The organism is Microcoleus vaginatus HSN003, from assembly GCF_022701255.1.
GTDB lineage: Bacteria > Cyanobacteriota > Cyanobacteriia > Cyanobacteriales > Microcoleaceae > Microcoleus > Microcoleus vaginatus_B.
This window is the reverse complement of sequence record NZ_CP031705.1, coordinates 5,162,361-5,186,088: the sequence shown is the minus strand read 5'-3', so window position 1 is coordinate 5,186,088 and position 23,728 is coordinate 5,162,361. Positions and strand designations below refer to the sequence as shown.

Sequence of the window (23,728 nt, the reverse complement as noted above, 5' to 3'; positions counted from 1 at the left end):
TATCGGACACGAGCTGATTAACCGGACTCGATATCGACGGCAATCGCTCAACTGAGAAACATAAAAATTTGTATTTTTCAAACTCTTCAACTTATTCTTGGGGGGCCTTGGTTCTAGCTCGCCTAAAATATGCAATTTCTATGCCGATTAGGTGATTGGTTTGTGTTAATATGCTAAAATATTCAACAACCACGCGGTAATTAGGTGGACAAACTTCAGACAGATATAGAGGCAATTTACTCTAAAATTGAGGAATTGCGCCTGGAACGACAGCAGCTTAGTATTGCCGATGCTGTCCCAGCCGGTGATTCGCCCCAAGCGATCGCCGATGCTTATCGGCGTCATGCGAGGGAGATAGCACAAGTGTCGGCCGAAGTCAAGGGGATAGATGACGCGATCGCGGCTCTGTCTGCTCAACTGAGGCAGAAACAGCAGCAGTCGGTAAAGTTGCAAAGAATCACTCCGATGGAGGAGCAAGTTGAAGAAGGAAGAGCGCTCGCTCAGGGACACGCGGCACGGATTAATGAACTGGCGACGGAACTGGCGGCGGAAGTGAAGGGACTCAAAGCTATCGCCGACCAAATTAGTCCCAGCTACTGGCAGGTTTATTACAAGCCTTTTATTACTGGTTTTAAGAGTATTACTGTTCCCTACGTGCGATCGGACGGGGATGTTTGGACTATTGTCAATCGAGTAGTTTAGAGAGGCTGTGGGAGCAGAAATAATAAGCACTCAAGACAATTTTTTCCTGTCCCTATTCCTCTACCTCAACCTCGCAGCAGTTGCTTAATAGTGCCGACCAATTCCTGAGGGTGAAATGGCTTGGCGATGTAAGCGTCGGCTCCCTGTTTCATTCCCCAGTAGCGATCGAACTCTTCGCTTTTGCTCGAACACATTACCACCGGCAAATTTTGGGTTTTAGGGTCGCTTTTGAGCCGACGACAGACTTCGTAGCCGTTCATCCGGGGCATGACGATATCCAGAACGACTAAATCTGGGCGGTTAGCCTTGATTTGCTCTAGAGCTTCTACGCCATCACTCGCTACTGTGACGTTGAGTCCTCTACCTTTGAGCAAGTCGGCGATCATCTCCCGCAGAGTGACGCTATCATCAACAACCATAACTGTACTCATAGAATAATCCCTACCAAGTTTCTGGGTTGAAACGTTCACATTAACGTTTACACTAACGTTCACCTTCAAAGGTGTCTTTGCCTGATTGAGATTGCGCTCTGCTAAATGTAGTTTACCCACTTTTGCTGATTTCTCCATCATTTTCTGAGTAATTACCGCAAAATTTAAAGATCCGCGCAATCTCGGTTGACACACGAGGCTATGTCCGTTAGTCTATCATTTTCTTTCTCAAATGGTACTATTATCCAAAAATGAGTGTATAGCTTGGTTGTGCGTTTCCGGTTGAGGACGGCGACGCTCGGCCGCCTGCATCAACATTTGTCTAATTAGGATTTTTCGTACCAAAAGTGGATACTTTTTGGTCGTAGAGCGTCTCTAAAACGACCGGGCGCTGGCGGTAGCTATGACCGGTGTTTTTGCAGCCGTTAGCAACCATTCCTAAGACGGAAGCTCCAGAAATTCTTAATTCTTCTAAAACTTTGCGAACTTGCGATCGGTCTGTTTGCCCTATTTGGACGACCATAATCGTAGCGTCTGTGTGAGCTGCGATCAAGTGGGTGTCTGCCAAGCCTGCTAGTGGCGGGGTGTCATAAATTACTAAGTCAAAAAATGCTTGAAATTGCTCCATCAGATACTGCATTTTTTTGGAAGAAAGAAGCTTGATCGGATCGGGGGGAATTTGGCCTGCGGTGAGTACGAACAAATTTTCTTGGTTCGGGGCTCGTTGAATCGCGTCGTTGAGGCTGAGATCAGTGGAGATGGCATCGCCCAGGCCACGCACGTTTGGCAGTCCTAACTTAGCGTGCAGTTGCGGGCAGCGCAAGTCTGCATCTACTAACAATACTCGCTGTCCGACTGCTGCTGCTGTGGCTGCCAGGTGCAAAGCTACTGTAGATTTGCCGTCTCCGGCTACTGCCGAGCCGACTAAGAGCGATCGAATTGGCGTGCCTGCACTCAGCAAGTGAATGTTCGTGTATAGCGATCGAAATGCTTCTAAAAATTGATAGTCCAAGTCGCTCAAAATACTTGGTCCCCCGCTCATCGAACCAGTATGTCTAGCTTCGAGTGGTGCGACTACTTCCACTTTGGAGTTCGAGCGAGCCGATGTTAGTTTCTTCTGTCTAGCTGGCGGTCGGCGCTTGATTTTTTTTGTAAACGGAATCACCCCGAGTATTGGCAATCGTGTGGCCATTTTCAGTGATTCTGGAGTGTGGAAAACAGTATTTAGTACCTCTACGAGCAAGCCGACTGCTATGCCCAGCAAACTGCTTAAAATTACTGCCAGCGCTAACTGTTTTCTGGTTTGTTTGACGGTAGCTGTTATAGGGTTGCCGAATTTGTCTAGCGGAATTTCCGGAGGATTTATCAGCACCCAGGGTATTTGCTGCTGAGCCGCATCAATCCCCAAGGCTTCTCGTTTTGCCAAGAAGTCCGACAAGCTCTTAGTAACTACTTGCAGTTCCCGCTGTAAATTGTCGTATTGTCGGGTTGTAACTGAAAAGTTTCTAATTTTTTGGTTGAGAGCATTTTGCAAAGCGGTCATTTCGCGATCGCGCGCTTCAACTTCTTTGATTTGACTCTCTAAATTCCCCATCACCACTTCTCTTGCTTGTTTAGTGGCGGTTAAAATCAGTTCTTCCCGACTTTTTCGCAGCGCTAAAACTGGCAAACTGTCTTCTCTGTACTGAGCTAATTTTAATGACAATTCCGAGTCTATTCTCTGAATTTGACCTAAGAGTCCGCCGTAAGCTTGCCCTTGGGTCATCAGCACCCCCTGGGGATTATTTTCGTTGAGTAGTTTTTCATAGCTTTGGTAGAGGTTTCGCATCCCTTTTAGCTGAACTCTAATTTCTACTTGCTTGCCCCGAAGGCTTTGAACTTGTTCAGACAGAGATTTTCCCTCCATCTGGGGTTCAAACAAGTTGCTCTGCTGCCGCAATCTTTGGACTTGCAGTTGCAGAACTTCCACTCTTTCTCGGAGCTTGGGCATCTCCGTATCTATAAATTTAATACCTTGATTAATGCCCATCAGCCGTTGCTGCAAGCTGTAATCTAGATAAGCTTTAGAAATTTTTTCCAATACGCGGTAAATTTTTTTTCGGTTTGAATCTTTGTAGCGAACTTGTAAAATTTTTGTACCCTGCTGTTTGCCATCTTTCGTGTAGCTGATGCGCTGGATCGACATTTTGGAGATCAGTTCGCTATAGTTCATTTTGGGATACGAAGCCCGCAATTCCTCAATCACTGGCTGCATCATTTTGGGACTTCGCAAAATCCTAATTTGGGTTTCGTAGTCTAGTAGGCTAATTCCTTCTATATTAATTCTTGCGAAGTCGGCAGCTTGGGTGTTGTTTAATAGTTTGGATTGCAAACCTTCAGCCGTGGCTGGTTCTACTAACAGGGAAAAGGAGCCTTCATACTCGACCGTTATGCTTTTAGAAGTGGCGACGATCGCTGTTCCTGCCAGGGCGCTCAAAGCTATGGTGGCTGCTGCCATAACCAGAAAGCGACGGCGCACGACGCCTAAGAGCCAGGACAAGTCTAGCTTTTCTTCTTCTCTCTCCTCTACGAAGTGCTCTCTGTAGTTCTGAGCCGAGAACTGTGGCAGTTTGCCATTCGATTTGGGTGTGAAGGGTTGGTAATCTTGTCTGCTATCCATATTCAGCCTGGGTATGTGTGAGGTTGATATTTTTGAAGCGGCGACTTCGCGGCGGGTTAATCTTATTGTTTAGTTTATTCTAGCCTTTGCCACGAATTATCCACCTCACCCGCCGCGTTCTTACCTGAATAAAAATCGGAGAACGTTTATAAAATTTAACACTCCCGTAGCTGGCCCGACAGGGCCGATGACAGCGTTCAGGCGATCGACAAAATTGACGAGACCCCTGCGAGATACGATAATCATGTCGTTGTTGCGAAGTTGAGGATTGGTTTCTTCGTTAATTCCTTGACTTAAATTGACTTTGATCGTCCGTTTAGTAGCTGTACCGTCGGTATTGAGGCGCACTAGCTCAACTTGATCCCTTCTAGCTCTGGTATTCTCGTAGCCAAAAAATCCTCTGGAAATTAAAGCTTGATTCAGCGTGGCATTAGCTGGGAGCCTCAACGGATCGAGGGATGTTCTGAGTTCTCCTACTACAAAAACGTTAATGCCGAGGGGGGCAAAGTTAGTGCTAGCGAGCACACCAGCTTCAGCAGGGTTGACGATCGTGGCTTTGGGCACAATGATCGTGTCTCCCTCCTGGAGGATGGTATCTTGGGCGCCGTCGCCGGACTCTAGGAACTGCCACAGGTTGACTGGGATAATTTGTTCGCCTCTTCTGGTGACGCGCCGCACTTGGATTTGCCGGATGTCGGCATCCGAGGTGATGCCGCCAGCTAGCTGAATGGCCCGGATGACGGTGGGAAAACCTTCGCGGCTGAGGTCGTTTGTGGTGTTGCCGCCGATCACGACGTAAGCCCCTGGGCGGGTGACTTGGCCAACGATGGAGATTGATCGAGGTTTTTCTGGGGGTGGCGAAAAGTTAGCCGTCGCAAATTGACGAGCTTCTGCTTGGTTGAAGTTGGCGACTGTGGGAATCACGATTGTGTCTCTGTCTTGCAAAATGATGTCTTGAGAGATGTCTCCTTCTTGCAAGAATTTCCACAGGTTGACGTTGAGCACTTGATCCGGCCCGTCTCGTTGGGGACGGCGGACGCGGATGTTGCGGATGTCAGCGACACCCGTGACGCCTTCTGCTAGTCTGATCGCTTGGGTGACGGTGGGGTACTGGACACTCGGCGTGGCTCCCGGGCCAGGAGTTAGGGTGATGGTGAAGTTTCCGGGCCTGGTGACTTCTCCGATGACGCCGACGTTGAGGGGGCGGGCGGCGACGAGGCTGACTGTGACTATGGGGTCTTTGAGGACGCGGCGGTAGGCGTTGCGGATGATGTTGGTGGCTTCTACTAAGGTGCGGCCACGGACGGAAACCAAGCCGATTAGGGGCAGGTTGACTGAACCGTCGGAAAGGACTTCGTAGCCGCGGCTGAGTTCGGGTACTTCGAGTATTTCTACTTGAATGCGATCGCCGCCACCGAGTTTATAGCTTTCCGGCGATCTCGTAACGGGCGCAACATTCTGGGCTTGCTCTGCGCCTAGCGGGATGGGAAGTTGTGCCGGGGTGCTTCTGGCGTCAGCGAGGACACTGGAAGCAAACAAGACAAGACCCACGACCGACGGGGCTATCTGTCTTGGAAAATTGGTGTTAACCATAAGCCACCTAATTTTATTGACTATGATTTATATAAGTGTAGCCTTTTTAGTGCTGGGCAAAAAGCTCATTATTTTAAGCGAGCGCCGAAAAAAGGTTGCTGTATTTTTGCTTTATGGCTAATTTCTGTGTTAGCGTGGTTGCGGGTTGACGGCTATATTTTCTATCTAGATTACTTGAGCTTGTTTTTGATAAAGGAAAGCAATTATGACTCAACCAGTGTCTAAAGCGGCTATGCTGAAAGAGCTGATTTTAGGTAATTCTTTATTTATATGGATGCTAATTGCTATAATCGCAATCGCGACTTTGCTATTATTTCAATTATCCAGTAGCAAAAAAATAGGTTTGGCTTTAGAAAAAACCTTTGCTTATTTTTATATTTTCATCTCTCCCTCTCTCACACAACCTCCTTTTAATTACTTGCATTTTAGTAATTTGAAATCCACAGACGGCGGTATTTTAACAATGCTACCTTATGTTTTTTACCCGTGGATAGTATTAATTTTGTTTTCTAGAATTAAGGCTTTTGGTAGCAAATTTATAGATTTTTTTGCCCAAGTATTGATCATGAATCCTTTCTTTTTATTTTATACATTACTGCCATCACTGTCTACATTATGGTCCGTAGTCCCTGAAGAAACGCTAAGATCAGGCCTAGCTTTTTCAGGATTTACTGCTTTCGGATTTTACTTAGCAGCCCAATATAAATGGGATGATCTATCTCGTTTTTGGCGGTGGGGATACACGGCACTGGGTTTGGCAAGTTTTATAATGAAACCACCGGGAGCAGGCGACTTTGTAGGCCTGACGCAAGCTAAAAATTCCCTCGGTGGAATCCTAGCTTTATGTACGGCATTTTGGTATTTGCATTATTTTCAAGGAGCTAAAACTCAGAAAGAACGCTGGATTTCTTTGGGAATGATGTTCTTTTCTTTTTACCTGGTGAGAGCTAATAAGTCGGGAGCGGCTCTAGTGATTACTATCATATTAATAATGGCCGTGTCGTCACTAAATTTTCTAAAAAAATTAAGTTTTCAGTGGGCATTTACTGCGATTATATGTTTCCTGGTGGTCAGCATAATTATGACGGTTTTTGTAGTAGACAACCTAGAGGAGATTGTTGTAGGTGGGTTAGGCAAGGACTTGACTCTAACTGGGCGGACCGAATTCTGGCCGCAGTTAATAGCTGCGGCCAATCAGCGCCCCTGGTTGGGCTACGGATACGAGGGATTTTTTCAACAAGATAAGTTAGGCCCCGCTACTCCTGCTTATTTTATTTATACTACTAACGGATTTCAACCGAAAAATCCTCACAATGGCGCGATCGGAATATTGTTAGCCTTCGGTTGGCCGGGATTAATCTTAATGATGATTTCCCTGCTTCTTAATTTGGCTTACGCAGTCCGGTATTTGAGTCGTAGCAAGCTGGAAGACGCGGGAATGCCTATTTGTTTTCTGGTGTCTATTATTATGAGCAACATCACAGAAGCTCAGATCCTGGGAATCGGAAATGCTTGGCTGAGTTATGTAATGTTGACAGTTAGACTTGCCATAGACAATGCTAGTAACACTTCCAACAGTAGCAGCAGCAACCCTCAAAGGCGTTCTGTAGCTCGCACTGTCGACTGAAGTAAAGTTCTTCACGGGGTGACAACCCCGTCAAAACGTCCGTATCATCAGGGATCTAGCCCTCAAACCCCTCTGAAAAAATGGTAGCTTGTTCCGTCTTGGAGTTTAGACTAAGCAGTTCAAAAAGTGCGCTCGCGGTGAGACTGGCGAACGTTTATCAAGAACGGGAACGGTCGCTGGCGACAAGCTATCAGGTTCAACCAGAAGATAGATGCCAGCGACCGTTGACGTTCTCGGAGACTTGCAACAAGAGAAAAAAACTGTCTGCGATAGTTTCAACAGACAGCGTAAGGGTAGAAAATTGAGAATTCAGCAAAAAATCTCAAATCTACCTGCAATCTCTGTTTGAACAATTATACGAATTTCGTCAACAAGCTTATGAATGTCTCGGCAATGCCAAAGATGCCACATTTGAGCTGGCAGATGCAGCGATGACGACCCGCCACGTCTCATGTTTAGGAGATTTTGCTCTCAGTCCTTTATTTCGACGTGAGTGGTCAATTGGAGTTTAGACTAAGCAGTTCAAAAAGTGCGCTCGCGGTGAGACTGGCGAACGTTTATCAAGAACGGGAACGGTCGCTGGCGACAAGCTATCAGGTTCAACCAGAAGATAGATGCCAGCGACCGTTGACGTTCTCGGAGACTTGCAACAAGAGAAAAAAACTGTCTGCGATAGTTTCAACAGACAGCGTAAGGGTAGAAAATTGAGAATTCAGCAAAAAATCCTGGGGGGGTAACAACCAGCCTGAAACCCATACCTTTGTACGGATTGAGCCAATGTGTGCTAAAAAAAAATAGGCAGCATAATTGTTACACGCTTGCCTATCTAAAAAATAATGATACCAACATTCTACCTCATTCATTTAAAAAACCAACTAAGTTCAGCTCAATTTAAACTGATTGGAATCTTGCTACCCTTGATACAATCAGAAAAACAAGTGAGATTAGAACGGCTCTCCCGGGTATTTCCCTATCCAATTACAACCGAAAGTCGGCGCAGAAAACTACAAATATTTCTGGATTTACCAAATTTAACTATCTCATTAATTTGGTTCCCATTAATTACTTATTGGTTGACCACTTATTGCCCCATTGGTACTCGTTTATCAAGATCAATCGACCGCAGTCAATGGGGGCGCATTAATCTCTTTATGGTTAGCCTGATCTGGGAGCGAAGAGCAATTCCATTATACTGGTCACTCTTGCCCAAATTGGGAAACAGTAGCTTCGAGTCACAGACTACCAATTTACAGCAAGTTTTACCATTATTTTCAGAATATAAAGTCATCGTTTTAGGAGACCGTGAATTTTGTTCTGTTGATTTGGGAAACTGGCTAAGGGAAAAGGGTGTATCTTTTTGTTTAAGACTGAAAAAGAATCATTGTATCGAAACGGAACATTTAGTTTGGCAACGGTTAGATGAATTAGGAATAGTACCAGGAACCTCTTTATATTGTCAGGGAAAAAGAGTGAGGAAAACTCGACCTGCGACCGGATTTGATATAGCGTTTCTCAGAAAGATGAGGTACAATAACAGCAGTGAGTAAACCAATTCCCAAGATCGGATAATGTAACTTGATTGAACGCAAACTCTATCGCTTTTGCTAATTCTCGATAATTAGTCGTCTTGATAGAACGGAGAATGTTTTTGAGTTTTGACCATAAATGTTCAATTGGTGAGAAGTCGGGCGAATAGGGCGACAAGTATATTAATTTTGCCCCTTTCTTTTTGATGGCTTTTTCTATTTCTTCTCCGGTATGAATAGTACAATTATCCATCACTACACAAACCGCTTTCCAGAGTTTTGGTACTCGCTTTCGGATAATAAAAGCCTCAAATGTAATTGTATCAGTTGTACCTGTTAAATTGATGGATGTTAGGATTTCGTTGACCGATATAGCTCCAATTATTGAGACATTTCTGCCCCGTTTATTCGGTTTTGGCCCCTGGGCTCTTGAACCTTTTAGCCTCCCTTGCATATAACCTAACCATTGCCAAGTTTACTCCACATTCATCAATGAATATTAAGTCTTTCAAACAAATTTGTCGAATTTTTTGCCAGAACTAATATCGCAGGTTCTGAACTCTTTCACTGCCTTTGTCTGACGGGAAAAGAGTTTTTTTTTAAGGTCATGTTTAAGAGTTTTGCCATTCTTCCCATCGTTGCTACGCTGATGGTAAAACCAATTTTTTGGTAGAGTAAATAACGGAGTTCTTCGAGAGTCGCATCATTATTTTCTTCAATCAATTTCGCGCTTGATCAGCAGTTGCTCTGCATTCAGTTTTAATTTGACTCCGCATCGCTCAGTTCGAGGAGCAATATTTTGGGTCTCACGATACTGTTTAATTATTTTTTGGACAAAACTTAGGGCTACACAAAAACGGTTGGCTATTGCTCTTTGTGACAGCGGTTCATTATGGTACACGTCCATAATTTTTTGTCTAAAATCAATCGAATAAGTTTTCATTTTTACTAATGTGTGATACTTGCTAAAATTATTGATAGTTGTCATTCGAGTGACTGCTATGGGGTGAGGGACTACTGCTCGAAGAGCCTTCCATTTAATTAGAGCTGCATAACATTTTAGGTTTCTATATTTTTCATTCCGTTCAAGTCAGTTATATCATACCTCATCTTTCTGAGAAATGCTATATTGCTTGTAAGTGGAAAAGGAACTACGGGGGATGGAAGGTGGATGAAGCATGGTTTATTCTCACAGATTTAGGCTCATTACCAGCAGCCATCAATGCTTATAAGCAGCGGATGGGTATTGAAGAAATGTTCCGAGACTGTAAAACAGGAGGCTACGATCTTGAAGGAACTAGCTTAAAAGGAGACCGGCTTATTAACATGATTTTGCTCATGACGCTCGCCTACAGTTCGGTAATATTTCAAGGCACTGAAATGAGAAAAAAGCAGGTTCACAAATATGTATCTCGCCGCAAAGAACCTAAAAAAAGATATCGAAGACGGAGTACATTTGGTGTTGGTTTAGATGGAGAAAAGTGGGTCAATTATCTAGAACAATATTCTGACGAGGTAGAACAGTTAATGAAGTTAACTCCAAATAAACGCCGCTTTTATCAACAAGGTATGCGGGCCGCAACCCTTATACAGTCTATCTCGTAGACCTTTTTGTCACCCCCCAGCAAAAAATCTCAAATCTACCGGCAATCTCTGTTTGAACAATTATACGAATTTCGTCAACAAGCTTATGAATGTCTCGGCAATGCCAAAGATGCCACATTTGAGCTGGCAGATGCAGCGATGACGACCCGCCACGTCTCATGTTTAGGAGATTTTGCTCTCAGTCCTTTATTTCGACGTGAGTGGTCAAGCGTCTACGAGGCGGTGCAAGATTGTAGACCAGACCGAGCAAAATTGATGCAACTATACATCCAACAGATGTCTCAAGTTGAACGTCCAGTATTGGCGATCGATCATACAGCATGGTTAAGGCCCCATGCACCTACCCTCAAAGAGCGTACTTACGAACATCAACCCACCGCCTTGCCTCATGGCATACCTGTTGGTATCGGTCAAGGCTATAGTACGATCGCCTGGATACCTTCAACCATCGGTAGTTGGGCACTGCCCTTAAGCCACGAACGTATTACCAGTTGGGACAACCCGATCAGTAAAGGCGCTGAACAATTGGCACAAGTGTGTGAATATCTTCAGCATAGACCGATCGCCTTATTTGATAGTGAGTATGGGTGTGCTCCTTTGATCAAAGCAACCGCTGCGATCGCCGCTGATAAACTAATGCGTATTCGTTCTAATCGTTGCTTGTGGTCAGCACCGACCGCTTCTACTGGTAGAGGACGGCCGAAAATTCACGGTCAACAGTTTAAGCTCAACGACTCTCAAAGTTGGTGGGAACCAGAACAAACCCTCGAATCTGTTGAGGCGAAACTCGGAAAAATTCGGTTAAGAAAATGGGATGACTTGCATTTTCGAGGCAGTCCCAAACATCCCATGACCTTGATTTTAGTCGAACGTTTAGAAACTGTAACAGGTCGATTAAATAGTCAACCTTTGTGGTTAGTTTGGGTTGGTCTCCAAATGCCACATCTGACAGCAATTTGGCAACTATATCTACGTCGTTTTTCCATCGAGCACTGGTATCGCTTAGCGAAACAAACCTTGCATTGGACTGTACCGAAGTTGAGTACCCCTGAACAATGTCAACGATGGAGCGATTTGATGCCATTAGTGACCTGGCAATTATGGTTAGCTAAAGATTTAGTGAGAGAAACTCGTCTCCCCTGGCAAAAGTCTCTCCCTGAATTGACTCGTGGAAGGGTTGCACAATCAATGCTTCCACTTTTAATCAAGATTGGGACTCCCACTGTTGCTCCCAAACGCCGAGGAAATTCAGATGGATGGCAACCAGGAAAACCTCGCACTCAAAGATGTCGCTATCCTGTGGTGAAAAAGGGTAAAGGTCGGTTCCAAAAATCAACAAAATTCGTAAGTTAACCTTGAGAACTCTCTAGCTGATCAACCATTTTTTCCACTCAGCTCATGCTGAGTCAATTTGTGCTTAGTCTAAACTCCAATTCCGTCTTATTGCCATTAATTACTCAATCATTTTTTCACAACATTCTATTCCTATTACCCAAGAATGACCATACAATCCCATCCAAAAACTACTATGTCGGCGTATAGTTCGCGGTTTTTCTGTTAGGCGATCCACATATTTTTGAATACCGAGCTTTTGAATTTCTTTCCCTTGTAAAGTGGCGCAACTGTACGCAAAAGCTATCAATAAAATTAAAGTTTTCAAGCGCTCAGTAGAAGCGTGACTTTTTTCAAGATTATAGCCTCCTGTTTTACAATCTTTGAACATAGCTTCGATTCCACTCCGACATTTAAATGTGGTGACAGCTTCTTTCAGAGTTCCGAAATTGGTGAGCAGATACCAACCTTCGTCTTCCCCATGACCTCTATATCGACGCTTCCAATAAGCTGCAATATCAAATTTGCCAAACCCTTTTTGCTTCGTAACTTGAACATCCTTTAAATAGGGCTTGCTGAATAAGTTAAGAAAAATCACGATCGCAATTGAGGAATGATTCAAGTTCGGCGAAACATAATTTTTTTTTTCTATAACTTGTCCAGTTATAGTTTTTGATAATAACGGACCTGTAAATAGGTGTAATTTTCGGTTTCTGACATAAAAACACACAAAAAACCCGTCTTAACCAGGTAGAAAGGTTCATTACTAAAAAAGTAATAGCAATGGCTGTACCAGAAGTATTATCAAGTTTTGCCATCACGCGATTCAAGCTGAATCTTCGTTTACCTTGTCCGAATTTGCCCTCAATAGAGTTACGAATTCTCTCATCTTCCCAGGCTTGTTTCTTTGTTTCCTTAGTGACATTTGCTGGTGGTCTTCCTAACGGAGGCCCACTAATTCTAATTCCTCTTTCTTTACACCAAGCTCGGTTTTCCCTTGTTCGATAAATGCGATATGCATGGACTGATTCTGGATAGTATCCTGTGTAACTTTTAAATGCTTTTATTTTGGCTTTTAAGTCTCCCGATTCGTTAAAATTATCCCAACTCATCCGGTCTAAAAATACATATCCTTCAAAGCAACTCGCTGACAGTTTTGCTCCAAACTCTAGATTTTTTCCTGCTTTCCCTCTGACCATGGGACGGATGGGGGGTTGGCTTAAACTTACTATTCTATCTTCTATACTCTGTTTATTATTCTCAAATAACCATTGCTGTTGGCGATAGACTTCGGCGAGGACTAGCAAGGTTTTATATTGCTTTTTATTCAGATTTTCTAGGGTCGCGCCTAACTCTATTAGCTGTTCAATATGCAGGGTAAGAGCATCTCAATCAGGCTTGACACAAGCACTTGAGAATCTGCATCATATAGTCATCATTCATCGCCGCTCGTTTCTTTTTTTGTAGCACACTACGCTCCTTGAGTAGTTTCTTGATTGATGGCATTAAGTGCCCTTCGTCTTAGAAGAGCCAAGTTTTGAGGGCTGTTTAACGACCGAATGCGGCATTGATCTTCATTAAAGGTGACATCTAAAGTCCAATGGACTTGGTTTTCAATCCCCCAATGTTGACGAATTGCACGCCCATTAAGCTGAGCATCCACTGGTAAAGAACTTAGGTAAAACTGCACCTCGTGAGTGGTTTTATTCCAAAGATGACGGATTCTTTCGACGATAACAATCGTTTGAATATCTGTCCATTGTTCTTGTTTATAAACTCCTCCTAATGCCGCCACTGGCACCGCCCAAACTTTTCTAATTTCGACGCGATGATGTCCCTTTTCTGTTCGGGAATCCTGACTCACTTCAATTCCCTCAAACTGTTGAGATTTAGCCATCTCAAACCAGTTTTTTACTTGATTATAAAGAGTGGGATGATTACTTTTTAAGGTGACTACATAATCGGCTTTTTTCTGACGAATTAACCGAACAATCTCGGTTTGCGTCCCCATCGCATCAATCGTAATAATGGCTCCGGTGATGTCAATTAATTCCAATAAGGCCGGGATCGCTGTGATTTCATTTGAATGGTCTTCAACTTTGACTTGTCCCAAGACTAACCGATGTTCACTCGCCCACGTCGTCACTAAATGTAAGTTTTTCACCCCTTTTGTTCGGTCATAAGACCCTCTCAGACTTTTTCCATCAATCGGGATCACTTCTTGGTCAATTGACCCGATTAATTGGTTAATCCATTGAGCTAATTTTTGCTCGAAAATTTTTGGCTCTAGCTTTTCAAAGACCCGACGGAATGTATCGTCACTTGGGATGCCATTGGGTAACTTTAAAAACTTTTGTAACCAGGTAAGCTTACTGATTCCATAATTTTCCATGTCTTCCCACCCATGGGCTCCGGCTATCACAGCTAATAAGGCAATGACGAGAATATCTTTGAGTAAGTGGTGTTTGGTTCGCTCCACTCTTGGGTCTGGTACGTCATCAAAATAATTTGAAAAGCCAGCTTGTAAATCTTCGATAGAGATTGGTTTTGGCTTGTTGAGATCTGAGGATTTTTCCGCTCGCGCAAGAGGGAGCGAATCCTTTACTCATACTCATAAACTTTTCCTTACCTTGATGACTTAGCTTTTGAGGCATTATAGAACCGTTACTGACGCTCGGGCTACTTTGTATATTTTGTTTGTTTTGTCAAGTACAATTTATACCAAATTAGATGAGCTTACCCTGATCTAAATAGGTTATTGGGTAACCGTGAAATCCTTGCAGTGTAAGCGTCCTCGCTTGCTAGAATATACAGTTTAAATGCGTAACAGGTTACCTAATAATTATTGACAGTCAGTCGCTAAAAATTGCTTTTTCCACTCCTTAATGGCTGTTAAAGGGATTTTTACTAAAGTTTCTTCTTTAGCATTAATCCAATTAGCCACACTGTTTAAATCATCTCTTTGTACGACTGGCAAATTAGTATCTTTAGAAATTTCTGTAGCGCGATTATCAACTGACAGAATTAAAGTTCTCCTTTTATATTGTAAAGCTCTAATCCCAGCGTGTAATCGTGTCCCTACATAATCAACCGGATACCGAGACAAAGCCATATCTAAAGCTGATAAGCTCGGATTAAGATAAATTGCTCGCTCGCCACATATATCTTTCATGTACTGATAATCTTTGGGCTGTTGCGTCCAGTAATAAATTAACTTATATTCCTGTTTCAGTAATTCCACTAACTCCTTATCAAAACTAGGATTTTGATTATACTCAGTAAAAGTAACTAATACTGACTCTGCTTTACCTTGAGGAATTTGGACACAATGTTCCTCTGTTAATTTCCACATAGTAGGACAAGCAGTATTAATTACATTATTAATCCCGATCGATTTTAGCTGTTTTTCTGTGTAACTGTCTCTCACTGAGTGCAGATATTTTTTACTTAATAGCCGTTTATACAAAATTTTGGTATATAAATTAGGCTGATTTTGGTATTGCCACCATCCCACACCCATTAGCGTAATATCTGTAATAAATAGAGAGTCAATTAAAGTGACCTTCCATTGATTATAGGAGTTCATGTTAGAAGACAATAAATTAGTCCCACCGACAAAAATTAAACTGCTTTTACTCATCAAGCGGTAAGAATCGCTCGATATGACATCATGGGTAGGAAAATTAATAAATAGTCGATCGGGAAACATCTCATATAAAATGCTATTCACTGCATCCATAATGATCTGGTCTCCTAAATTAGAGCTACAGATTGAGGTATCCAAGACGGAAATAGTTTTCATAGCCTATTTTTCATTAACTTGAGTAAGTTGACAGTGACATTTCGTATCATTTCATTAAGAATCGCCAAAATCATTTTAACCAGAGTTTATCGGGGATTTTTTTTAAGTGTTTGATCACCTTATTAATCAAACTCTCATGGGTGATAAAGAGTTTTTCAAACATTAATCGATCGTACTCTCGATCACCCATCAGATTATCATTGATTTCAAGAGGAAACCTTAAATCTAATTGTTTCATTTCTGCTATTTCCTTATTGAGAGTTCCAGTATGAGTAGCCGCTAAGCCAAAACCTAAATTAGCCACCAAATTGACACAAGGCACGATCGACAAGCCCCCTTGAGCCAAGCGAGCAAAACTCCATTGAAAATCCCACGTATCTACCTTACCCTGAAAAGTATTTTCCAAATCCCGCGCTCTAATTTTATACTGAGCCTCATCAGCCAGTATAGCTTTAATTTTTGCTTTCACGTCAGGATTGATCCAAGCCTGCATATTAATATCATAAAATTGCCAGGCCCTCTGCCAAGAAGCCCAGCCCCAAATACCTCCATAATAAGAAAAATGATAACTTTGCCTATCGGATTTCCATTCCTCCAAATAATTAGTCCCACTAATCATCATTACCCTGGGTTCATTTCTATATAAATCCAGCATTTCTTCACAAAATTCAAAAAAAGATGGATTTGGCAAGCAATCATCTTCCACAATAATTGCTTCTTCTACTGTATTAAATACCCAATCTAACCCACTAGCTACCCTGTGCTTACAGCCCATATTAGCCTCAGCATAATTTTTATAAACTTGACAATCCCAGTCCACTTTTTCAATTATGGCCCTTACCTCAGCACATTTTTCAGCTTCCTCTGGCTTATCAGAGCGTGGCCCATCAACCACGAGTAGAAGTTTAGGCGGTTTAACTTCCCGAATCGCTGCAAATACCCTCTCTGTTGTATGAGGGCGATTAAATCCAAAAAAAGCCACAGGTGTTTTCATATATTAAACTCCAACTTATCATCCTTTTTGCTTTCGCTACGCCTAGACTGCTTGCTCAACATTTACCAAGTTTGGCTCTCAGTAGTTCAGTTCTGCCTTTTAATCCTGCTTTAGCAGAGTGGATCATACCCAGGAAACTAGGGATTATGCTTTCACCTTTGCATTTGTAGGGATAGGAGTTGGGTTAAACCCCACCTACAAATCTCATCACTTGTTCTGGCAAATGAGCTAAACTAACCTAATTACTAACCTAAGTGAGTAATAATACTCATTTAGGTTAAACGAATCGTAGGGTATTTGAAATTTTAGAATACATAGTGGTAAAAGTTGTAGTTAGGGTGATTGGTATAAATCCTGCATAAGTGCTAATCTTATGATATACTATAAATCATTACTACTCTGGCTAGATTGCAAAAAGTTCAAAAAATGTATTTTTATTTGGTAAAACTTTAAAATTGCCGATGTTAGACAAGTTGGCTGGTATAGGTCAAAAGCTTGGTCCGGGTCTGCGCCAGGTAATCAGCAACATAGCTTGGCTGTTCACTGACCAAATCTTGCAGATGGGTCTAGGTCTGTTTGTAGGCCTTTGGGTGGCTCGCTATCTTGGTCCGACACAATTTGGATTGCTCAACTACGCGATGGCTTTTGTGTCGCTGTTTAGTTCGGTGGCAACGATGGGGTTGGGTACTCTGGTAGTGAGGAATATCGCTCGCGACCCAGAATGCAAAAATGAGACCCTGGGAACTGCCTTCGGACTGCAATTTACTGGTGGCTGCATCACTTTGTTGTTAACTGTCACGGTGATTGCGCTACTCAAGCCCAACGACACTCTGACTCGGTGGCTGGTAGGTATCATCGCTGCAGGAACTATCTTTAATGCTTTTGAGGCAATCAATTTTTGGTTTCAGTCGCAAATCCAGTCAAAATATACAGTGTTGGCGAAAAATTCGGTATGTTTTTTAGTTGCTGCTGTCAGAATTGGGTTAGTGACAATTAAAGCCCCCCTGCTTGCCTTCGCCTGGATTCGATTGGCAGAGGTGGCATTGGTAGGAATGGCTTATGTATATTTTTATAAGCTTACTGGGAATAAAATTAAGGATTGGCAATTCAGTTGGGAGCGGTGTAAGGAACTCCTATCGGAGAGTTGGCCGATAATTTTGTCGGGATTGGCCATTTATGTGTACTCAAAAACCGATCAGATCATGCTCGGTGCGATGAATAAAAATGCGGAACTGGGCTATTATGCTGCCGCTGTTAAAATTTCGGAAATCTGCGATTTTTTGCCGATGATCATATCAAGCTCTCTTTTTCCCAAATTAGCGAATTTGAGAAAGACAAATTATGAAGAATATCTAAATAAATTTCAAATTTACTCGGATATTATGATATTTTTATGGTTGGGAGTGGCCCTACCGATCTCATTACTTTCTCCCTGGATAGTGCATCTGCTTTACGGTGAAAACTATGCGAAGTCAGCAGCGGTACTGGCAATCTATGTTTGGGCCCAATTTGGCAGTAACTTTGGAGTAGCACGGAGTACATATTTGAACATAGAAGGTCAGTTGCGTTACGGTCTTTACTTGACTGTAGTCGGATCTATTTTTAACGTAGGGTTAAACTTTTTGCTGATTCCTAAGTATGGAGCTTTTGGAGCAACGGTGGCTACTCTGATAACTTATTTTTACGTGATTATATTAGTCAATTTCTTGATTAAGGAATTGCGCCCATTCGGAAATTTCATCTGGCGATCCCTTAACTTATACAAGGCAGCTTGTAGAATCCGAGGATTAGTAAAGTGATTCAAATTAAACCTAAAATCGAACAGCGCTCAAATTGCCCCTATTGCGGGACAGAGCTCCATGCAAAAAATATTTTGTGGCAAGGGATACATATTGTTCTGGACTGTAAGTGCGCGGTATGTGGCAGCGAAATCATCGACGATTTGAGAGTAGGTCATGGAGTGAACAACTACCTTCAAGTTAATTTAATCAAAGAAGAAGTTTTTGCGGCGGTTGCTTACAGAAAAGAATGGTTAGGCAAACCATTACTCAATTCACTCCAAAATCCTCAACCCGATAAACTTGATATAGTCAAGGAAATTTTTAAACCCTGCAATCGGGCAATTATCTTAAACTGTATCGATCATCTTTATGGTCACTCTCTGCTCAAGTTGCTAAATGCACAAAGGCACTTAGAATGCAACTCTGACTGCGGGTTAGTTGTGATAGTTCCTAAGTTTCTAAGGTGGATGGTTCCTGATGAAGTTGCAGAAGTCTGGACAGTACCTATTTCTTTAAAAAATGGTCAAACTTACTATCCTAGCTTCGCCGAGTTTGTTGAGGAAGAAACTAAACGCTTTGATGAAATTTATGTCAGCGAAGCCCATTCTCATCCTAGTCAGTTTGACATTACGCGGTTTACTAGAGTTCCCAAACACAAATTTGATGAACCAGAAACAAGAATTACTTTTATTTGGCGGGAAGATCGTTTATTAGTTAACAGTGGGCTGTTCCGAGTTCTGAAAAAACTCAATCAACGAGAAAGGGCATTGCCATTGCAAAATTTGAAAATTCAGCAGTTATTTGAGAAAATCAGGTTGCAAGTACCAGAAGCAAAATTTGCAGTAGCTGGTTTGGGGACAAAAACCAAGTTTCCAGCATGGATTGAAGATTACAGAGTGGATAGTTTTAATAAAAAAGTTGAAAAGGAAATATGCCAGGTTTATTCACAAAGCCGCTTAGTAATTGGTCTTCACGGCTCTAATATGTTGCTACCTTCGGCTCATGCTGGTATGACAATTGATTTGATAGATGAGCGTTGGGGGAACTTTGCCCAAGATATTTTATACCAAGAAGGTGACCCGAGAATGGCTAGTTTTCGCTATAGATTTTTGCCCTATCAGACTAGCAATGATACACTGGCATTCATAGCGGCTGTAATGCTTCAGAAGTGGTTTAATTTTAAATCGCAGATGACTGCTGATCTTGTTAATTCAGATGTAGAAGACTACTAGGAAAAGTAGAGTCTAAGAAATGTTCAATTACCAAATCCAAACACCCCTCGCTTTTATCATTTTCAAACGTCGAGATACAACGGCTAGAGTATTTGAGGCAATTCGTCAGGTCAAACCTCCCAAATTGCTAGTAATTGCTGACGGCCGACGTCCAGATAGGCCTGGAGAAGATCAAGAATGTGCTGCCGCTAGAGCTATTATTGACCCAGTAGATTGGGACTGCGAAGCTTTGAAGAATTACGCAGACGTAAATCTCGGTTGTCGCCTGCGGGTTTCTAGCGGTATGAATTGGGTTATTGATACAGTTGAAGAGGCAATTATTCTTGAGGATGACTGTCTCCCTCATCCTACTTTTTTCCGCTTCGCTGAAGAATTGCCGGAGCGTTACCGAGACGTTCAGCGGATTCTGTCAATCTCTGGTCAAAATGTTCAGTTGGGGCGAAAAAGAACTGATTATAGTTACTACTTTTCTCGCTATGATCACTGCTGGAGCTGGGCGAGTTGGAGGCGAGCTTGGCAGCATTATGATTTAGATATGAAGTTGTGGCAGGAAATTCGGGATGGTAATTTTTTGATGGATGTGCTGGGAGACTCCCATCCTGTAAAAGTTTGGACAAATACTTTTCAGATTTGTTATGAAAAAAAATTACAGAGTTGGGCTTTTCAGTGGACATTGGCTAGTTTTATTCAAAATGGTATGAATATTCTTACGAATGTCAATTTGGCTTCTAATATCGGACATGGTGTAGGGGGAACTAATACGGAGGATGTCAACAGTCCTTATAGTAATCTGCCTGTAGAAGCTATAACATTTCCGATGAAACACCCAGCCTTTGCAATTCGGAATGTGCAAGCAGATAATTTTACTGAAAACACTTTATATGATTACGCTCCGCCATTGCTAAGAAAGGTGCAAAAAAAAGTCAATAAGCTTTTGAAAAAATCAGGCAAAGTCAGCTAGAAATCTAGAGGAGAGGCAGGGGAAATGAAGGTTGTACTTCTCAATAGTTCTGATAGTGAAGGGGGAGCTGCCCGCGCCGCTTATCGACTGCACCAAGGTTTCCAGGGGATTGGTGTATCTTCGCAAATGCTGGTAAAAAATAAGAGTAGTGGCGATCCCAATGTAATTTCGTCACCAAATAGTATTGGGGCTAAGTTTGACAAGATGATATCAACTTTATCTAATGCACCATTGCGGCTCTACCCTCAGAGAGACCCCGTTATATTTTCTACAGAATTGCTGCCAGATGCTCTATCGGATAGAGTTGGGCTACTCGCTCCTGATATTATTAATTTACACTGGGTTTGTGGAGGTTATTTACAAGTAGAAAGTATTCCCAAGTTTAAGCAGCCCTTAGTTTGGACGCTGCATGATATGTGGCCTTTTACAGGTGGCTGTCACTATAGTGAAGATTGCAATCACTACACTCAATCTTGTGGTAGCTGTCCGCAACTTCACAGTAATAAAGATTCGGATCTGTCGCGGTGGGTGTGGCAGCGAAAAGCTAAAGCTTGGGATAAGCTTAACCTAACTTTGGTTAGCCCTAGTGTTTGGTTAGCGAAATGCGCTCATTCTAGTTCTTTATTCAAAGATTTTCGAGTTGAAATAATTCCTAATGGCATCAATACTCAAAAGTACAAACCCATAAATCGTCACTGGGCGCGAGAAATCCTGAACTTGCCTCAAGATAAACAAATTGTACTCTTTGGAGGTGCAGGTGGAACGGGCGATCGCTGGAAAGGATTTAACTTGCTCGTACCCGCTTTACAAAGCCTCAGTAAATCAGGCTGGAAAAATAGGATAGAGTTGCTGGTTTTTGGCTCTTCTCAACCAGAAAATCCCATTGAACTTGGTTTTAAAACTCACTATTTGGGGAGACTCGCAGATGATATTTCCCTAGCCACTGTTTATGCCGCAGCAGATATTTTTGTCGCCCCTTCCGTGATAGATAACTTGCCAAATACAGTCATGGAAGCTCTTGCTTGCGGCATCCCCAGCGTCGCATTCAATATTGGGGGACTGCCCGATATGATCGAACACTGCTCAAATGGCTATTTAGCTAAACCTTATGAAACAGAAGACTTAGCGCGAGGGATTGCTTGGGTTTTAGAAGATCCCAATCGGCATCAAAAACTTTGTATTCGCGCCCGCCAAAAAGTGGAACAAGAATTTACCTTAGACATACAAGCAAATCGCTATTTGTCTATTTTTAACGAGGTTTTGTCAACTCCAAAGTAAAAATCAGATTTTACGTAGTAAATTTCACCTGACTATCCCTAAAAGCGACCACATTGGGAATAATGAACCGTACTAAAATCGCCACCCTTTTAACTTGCTTTAACCGCAAAGAGAAAACATTAGCTTGCTTAGATGCTCTTTTTAAGCAGGCACTTCCAGCCGATGTTGATATTTTAGCTTATCTAGTCGATGATGCCAGCACGGACGGAACCAGCGAGGCAGTTCGTCAAACCTACCCTCAAGTCAAGATTTTTTCCGGCGATGGAAACTTATTTTGGAACGGGGGAATGCGTGGGGCTTTCACCGAAGCAATGAAAGATGATCCCGACTACTACCTATGGTTAAATGATGACACTCTTATTTATCCAGAAACCGTAAGTGTCTTGCTAGAAACCACTCAAAAGTTATCAGAAAAAGGAGAAACCAAAGCAATCATTGGCGGTTCAACCTGCGACCCCGAAACGGGTCAAACAACATACGGCGGTGTGGTGCGAAATAACCCTTTGCACCCCTTCCGATATGGTGTCCTAGAACCAACCAAAGAGCCTCAGATGTGCGATACTATGCACGGCAACTGCGTATTAATTCCCCGCAGTGTTGTGCAAAGGGTCGGCAACCTCGATCCGGCTTTTGTCCATTATATTGGCGATTGGGATTATGGTTTACGAGCCAGACAGAAAGGATGTACAGTTTGGATTGCTCCTGGCTATTTAGGCACTTGTTCTCTCAACCCCCAGGTGACCAAAACGGCTGCTGATAATTTAAGGGAAGGATTGGATAAAATGAGCCAACCGAAAGGTTTATCGTTCAAAGATACTACCCTGCAACCGGCTCAAGAATGGAAAGTATTTACTCAGCGGCATGGTGGCTGGTTGTGGCCAATTTATTGGCTGCTACCTTATCGCAGGTTAGTTTGGCTTTCAGTGTTAAGTAAACTGGGATTGACTAAAAACAAAACTCAAGGTGAATAGGATGGTTGATAGAAATGAACTCCGCATTGCTTGGCTTGTCCCGGAAGTGGAACTGGGTGCTTACTGGCAGCCTGTTTTGAGGGAATTTACGACAATTTTTAAGAATACTGTATTTTATACTGGTCGTGTGTGGTCTGGGTTCGATCCGACCCTGCCGGGAGCATCGGCAATTCAGTTGGTAGGGGAGACTAAATTTGTCGAGACGGAAAAGATAGAAACAGGATACGATCGCGGATTCATTGTAGTATCGCCTAGTATTATCGGCTATTTGCTAAAATTTAGACCTCATGTGGTGTTTCCCCAAGCTTTCTCTTTGTGGACTGTAATTGTTGCGTTTTTAAAACCGCTACTGCGGTGGAAAATTGCGATTATTTACGATGGTAGTTCCCCAAATACAGACTTTCGAGATTCCAGTTTTAGGACGTTTGTGCGCCGCATCCTGGTGCGGTTTGCCGATGCTTTTGTTGCCAATAGCAATGCGGGGAAAAAATATCTGATAGAAGTTCTCGACGTACCGGAGGATAAAGTTTTTACCCGAACCTATCTCGTACCTGATGCGGGAGCTTTGCTGAAACGATTGGATCAGACTCAGCCTTCCAATTTGCAGTTAAAACGCCCGATTTTTCTGTATGTAGGGCGCATCACCGCGAGAAAGGGAATTAAAACGCTTTTAGAAGCTTGTGCTATTCTTAAAAATCAAGGTTATGTGGATTATTCGCTGTTGATTATTGGCAAGGGAGATCAGCGCGAAGAACTGGAAGCATTTATTAAAGAGTGCGATTTTGAAGAGCAAGTAACGTGGGCGGGATGGGTAGAATATGGAAATTTAGGTGCTTATTTTCAGCAAGCTGATATTTTTGTGTTTCCTACTTTTGAGGATGTCTGGGGTATGGTTGTACCGGAAGCGATGGTGTTCGGAAAACCAGTGTTGTGTTCAAATGGTGCAGCTTCCTGTGAGTTAATTATGTCAGGTGAGAACGGTTATATTTTCGATCCTAGCAGTGCTAAAGAGTTAGCGGATAAAATGCAAATTTTTCTAGATAATCCTGATTTGATTCATTCGATGGGAGAGCGTTCACGACAGATAATTTCTCAAAAAACGCCAGAAACAGCAGCTAAAGCTTACGTCGAAGTTACATCTTTTTTGATGGAGAATAAGTGAAGCAAGTTGGGCAACGGATTTTTTAAAGGATTTAACGGAGGGATGGAAGAGGGAAGAGGGAAAAATTAGCAA

17 protein-coding genes and 3 pseudogenes are annotated in these 23,728 nt (G+C 42.6%); 11 read left to right on the top strand and 9 right to left on the bottom strand.

Going from position 1 to position 23,728, the window contains the following annotated elements; all coding sequences use genetic code 11:
* Nucleotides 1–204 precede the first annotated feature (204 nt).
* A complete protein-coding gene (locus D0A37_RS22465) occupies nucleotides 205–702 on the top strand; it encodes a hypothetical protein (protein ID WP_242717682.1) in 498 nt (165 codons plus the stop codon).
* Between the two features lie 65 nt (nucleotides 703–767).
* Here the strand turns inward: D0A37_RS22465 and D0A37_RS22460 are convergent, their stop codons facing one another.
* From D0A37_RS22460 to D0A37_RS22450, 3 genes are all read right to left on the bottom strand, one after another.
* Complete coding sequence (locus D0A37_RS22460; protein WP_039886668.1) at nucleotides 768–1,133, bottom strand: response regulator transcription factor; 366 nt, start codon at nucleotides 1,131–1,133, stop codon at nucleotides 768–770.
* Between the two features lie 322 nt (nucleotides 1,134–1,455).
* Entirely contained in the window at nucleotides 1,456–3,792 is a 2,337-nt protein-coding gene (locus D0A37_RS22455) for a GumC family protein (RefSeq protein ID WP_242717680.1), read from the bottom strand.
* 120 nt (nucleotides 3,793–3,912) lie between these two features.
* A complete protein-coding gene (locus D0A37_RS22450) occupies nucleotides 3,913–5,385 on the bottom strand; it encodes a polysaccharide biosynthesis/export family protein (RefSeq protein WP_242717678.1) in 1,473 nt (490 codons plus the stop codon).
* A 205-nt stretch (nucleotides 5,386–5,590) separates the two neighbouring features.
* On the opposite strand from D0A37_RS22450, the gene D0A37_RS22445 reads away from it, so the two are divergent.
* Together D0A37_RS22445 and D0A37_RS22440 are read left to right on the top strand one after the other, a co-directional pair.
* A complete protein-coding gene (locus tag D0A37_RS22445) occupies nucleotides 5,591–7,012 on the top strand; it encodes an O-antigen ligase family protein (protein WP_242717676.1) in 1,422 nt (473 codons plus the stop codon).
* Between the two features lie 836 nt (nucleotides 7,013–7,848).
* Nucleotides 7,849–8,559, top strand: a complete 711-nt coding sequence (locus D0A37_RS22440; protein ID WP_242717674.1) for a hypothetical protein — start codon at nucleotides 7,849–7,851, stop codon at nucleotides 8,557–8,559.
* Here the strand turns inward: D0A37_RS22440 and D0A37_RS22435 are convergent.
* Nucleotides 8,525–9,481: pseudogene (locus D0A37_RS22435) on the bottom strand (IS630 family transposase). The gene D0A37_RS22440 and the pseudogene D0A37_RS22435 sit on opposite strands and share 35 nt — an antisense overlap.
* Before the next feature lie 224 nt (nucleotides 9,482–9,705).
* Here D0A37_RS22435 and D0A37_RS22430 point away from each other — a divergent pair.
* Together D0A37_RS22430 and D0A37_RS22425 are read left to right on the top strand one after the other, a co-directional pair.
* Nucleotides 9,706–10,143, top strand: coding sequence for a hypothetical protein (locus tag D0A37_RS22430; protein ID WP_242717672.1), 438 nt, complete (start codon nucleotides 9,706–9,708; stop codon nucleotides 10,141–10,143).
* A gap of 6 nt (nucleotides 10,144–10,149) precedes the next feature.
* The gene (locus D0A37_RS22425; RefSeq protein WP_242717670.1) at nucleotides 10,150–11,496 is read left to right on the top strand and encodes an NF041680 family putative transposase; all 1,347 of its coding nucleotides are present in this window, start codon (nucleotides 10,150–10,152) and stop codon (nucleotides 11,494–11,496) included.
* A 100-nt stretch (nucleotides 11,497–11,596) separates the two neighbouring features.
* On the opposite strand, the gene D0A37_RS22420 is transcribed toward D0A37_RS22425, so the two are convergent.
* The 5 genes and pseudogenes from D0A37_RS22420 to D0A37_RS22400 all read right to left on the bottom strand — a co-directional run bounded on the left by D0A37_RS22420 (nucleotide 11,597) and on the right by D0A37_RS22400 (nucleotide 16,271).
* Nucleotides 11,597–12,073, bottom strand: a complete 477-nt coding sequence (locus tag D0A37_RS22420; RefSeq protein ID WP_242717668.1) for a hypothetical protein — start codon at nucleotides 12,071–12,073, stop codon at nucleotides 11,597–11,599.
* Nucleotides 12,060–12,848, bottom strand: a pseudogene (locus tag D0A37_RS22415) (transposase); the annotation flags it as partial. The pseudogene D0A37_RS22415 and the gene D0A37_RS22420, both read right to left, overlap by 14 nt.
* A gap of 19 nt (nucleotides 12,849–12,867) precedes the next feature.
* Nucleotides 12,868–14,017 (bottom strand): annotated as a pseudogene (locus D0A37_RS22410) (ISAs1 family transposase).
* 300 nt (nucleotides 14,018–14,317) lie between these two features.
* A complete protein-coding gene (locus tag D0A37_RS22405; protein WP_242717666.1) occupies nucleotides 14,318–15,214 on the bottom strand; it encodes a polysaccharide pyruvyl transferase family protein in 897 nt (298 codons plus the stop codon).
* A gap of 133 nt (nucleotides 15,215–15,347) precedes the next feature.
* Nucleotides 15,348–16,271 carry a glycosyltransferase family protein gene (locus tag D0A37_RS22400; protein WP_242717664.1) on the bottom strand — a complete coding sequence of 308 codons (924 nt, stop codon included), beginning with the start codon at nucleotides 16,269–16,271 and terminating at the stop codon, nucleotides 15,348–15,350.
* Between the two features lie 461 nt (nucleotides 16,272–16,732).
* Between D0A37_RS22400 and D0A37_RS22395 the strand changes: the two genes are divergently transcribed.
* The 6 genes from D0A37_RS22395 (at nucleotide 16,733) to D0A37_RS22370 (ending at nucleotide 23,656) form a co-directional block, all read left to right on the top strand.
* Nucleotides 16,733–18,070 (top strand): flippase, encoded by a 1,338-nt coding sequence (locus D0A37_RS22395; protein ID WP_242717662.1) that lies wholly within the window; start codon nucleotides 16,733–16,735, stop codon nucleotides 18,068–18,070.
* Nucleotides 18,067–19,284 carry a hypothetical protein gene (locus tag D0A37_RS22390; RefSeq protein ID WP_242717659.1) on the top strand — a complete coding sequence of 406 codons (1,218 nt, stop codon included), beginning with the start codon at nucleotides 18,067–18,069 and terminating at the stop codon, nucleotides 19,282–19,284. Before D0A37_RS22395 ends, D0A37_RS22390 begins: the two co-directional genes overlap by 4 nt.
* A 19-nt stretch (nucleotides 19,285–19,303) precedes the next feature.
* A complete protein-coding gene (locus tag D0A37_RS22385; RefSeq protein WP_242717657.1) occupies nucleotides 19,304–20,245 on the top strand; it encodes a glycosyltransferase family 2 protein in 942 nt (313 codons plus the stop codon).
* 24 nt (nucleotides 20,246–20,269) lie between these two features.
* Nucleotides 20,270–21,523, top strand: a complete 1,254-nt coding sequence (locus tag D0A37_RS22380; RefSeq protein ID WP_242717655.1) for a glycosyltransferase family 4 protein — start codon at nucleotides 20,270–20,272, stop codon at nucleotides 21,521–21,523.
* Between the two features lie 62 nt (nucleotides 21,524–21,585).
* On the top strand, nucleotides 21,586–22,494 hold the full coding sequence (locus tag D0A37_RS22375; protein WP_242717653.1) for a glycosyltransferase family 2 protein: 909 nt from the start codon (nucleotides 21,586–21,588) through the stop codon (nucleotides 22,492–22,494).
* 1 nt (nucleotide 22,495) lies between these two features.
* Nucleotides 22,496–23,656, top strand: a complete 1,161-nt coding sequence (locus D0A37_RS22370) for a glycosyltransferase family 4 protein (RefSeq protein WP_242717651.1) — start codon at nucleotides 22,496–22,498, stop codon at nucleotides 23,654–23,656.
* Nucleotides 23,657–23,728: the final 72 nt, after the last annotated feature.

Bases quoted from the DNA above. Each gene is read 5' to 3' on its own strand.
- D0A37_RS22460 (WP_039886668.1), bottom strand. From the start codon at position 1,133: ATGAGTACAGTTATGGTTGTTGATGATAGCGTCACTCTGCGGGAGATG.
- D0A37_RS22455 (WP_242717680.1), bottom strand. From the start codon at position 3,792: ATGGATAGCAGACAAGATTACCAACCCTTCACACCCAAATCGAATGGC.
- D0A37_RS22450 (WP_242717678.1), bottom strand. From the start codon at position 5,385: ATGGTTAACACCAATTTTCCAAGACAGATAGCCCCGTCGGTCGTGGGT.
- D0A37_RS22445 (WP_242717676.1), top strand. From the start codon at position 5,591: ATGACTCAACCAGTGTCTAAAGCGGCTATGCTGAAAGAGCTGATTTTA.
- D0A37_RS22440 (WP_242717674.1), top strand. From the start codon at position 7,849: ATGATACCAACATTCTACCTCATTCATTTAAAAAACCAACTAAGTTCA.
- D0A37_RS22405 (WP_242717666.1), bottom strand. From the start codon at position 15,214: ATGGATGCAGTGAATAGCATTTTATATGAGATGTTTCCCGATCGACTA.
- D0A37_RS22400 (WP_242717664.1), bottom strand. From the start codon at position 16,271: ATGAAAACACCTGTGGCTTTTTTTGGATTTAATCGCCCTCATACAACA.
- D0A37_RS22395 (WP_242717662.1), top strand. From the start codon at position 16,733: ATGTTAGACAAGTTGGCTGGTATAGGTCAAAAGCTTGGTCCGGGTCTG.
- D0A37_RS22385 (WP_242717657.1), top strand. From the start codon at position 19,304: ATGTTCAATTACCAAATCCAAACACCCCTCGCTTTTATCATTTTCAAA.
- D0A37_RS22380 (WP_242717655.1), top strand. From the start codon at position 20,270: ATGAAGGTTGTACTTCTCAATAGTTCTGATAGTGAAGGGGGAGCTGCC.
- D0A37_RS22375 (WP_242717653.1), top strand. From the start codon at position 21,586: ATGAACCGTACTAAAATCGCCACCCTTTTAACTTGCTTTAACCGCAAA.
- D0A37_RS22370 (WP_242717651.1), top strand. From the start codon at position 22,496: ATGGTTGATAGAAATGAACTCCGCATTGCTTGGCTTGTCCCGGAAGTG.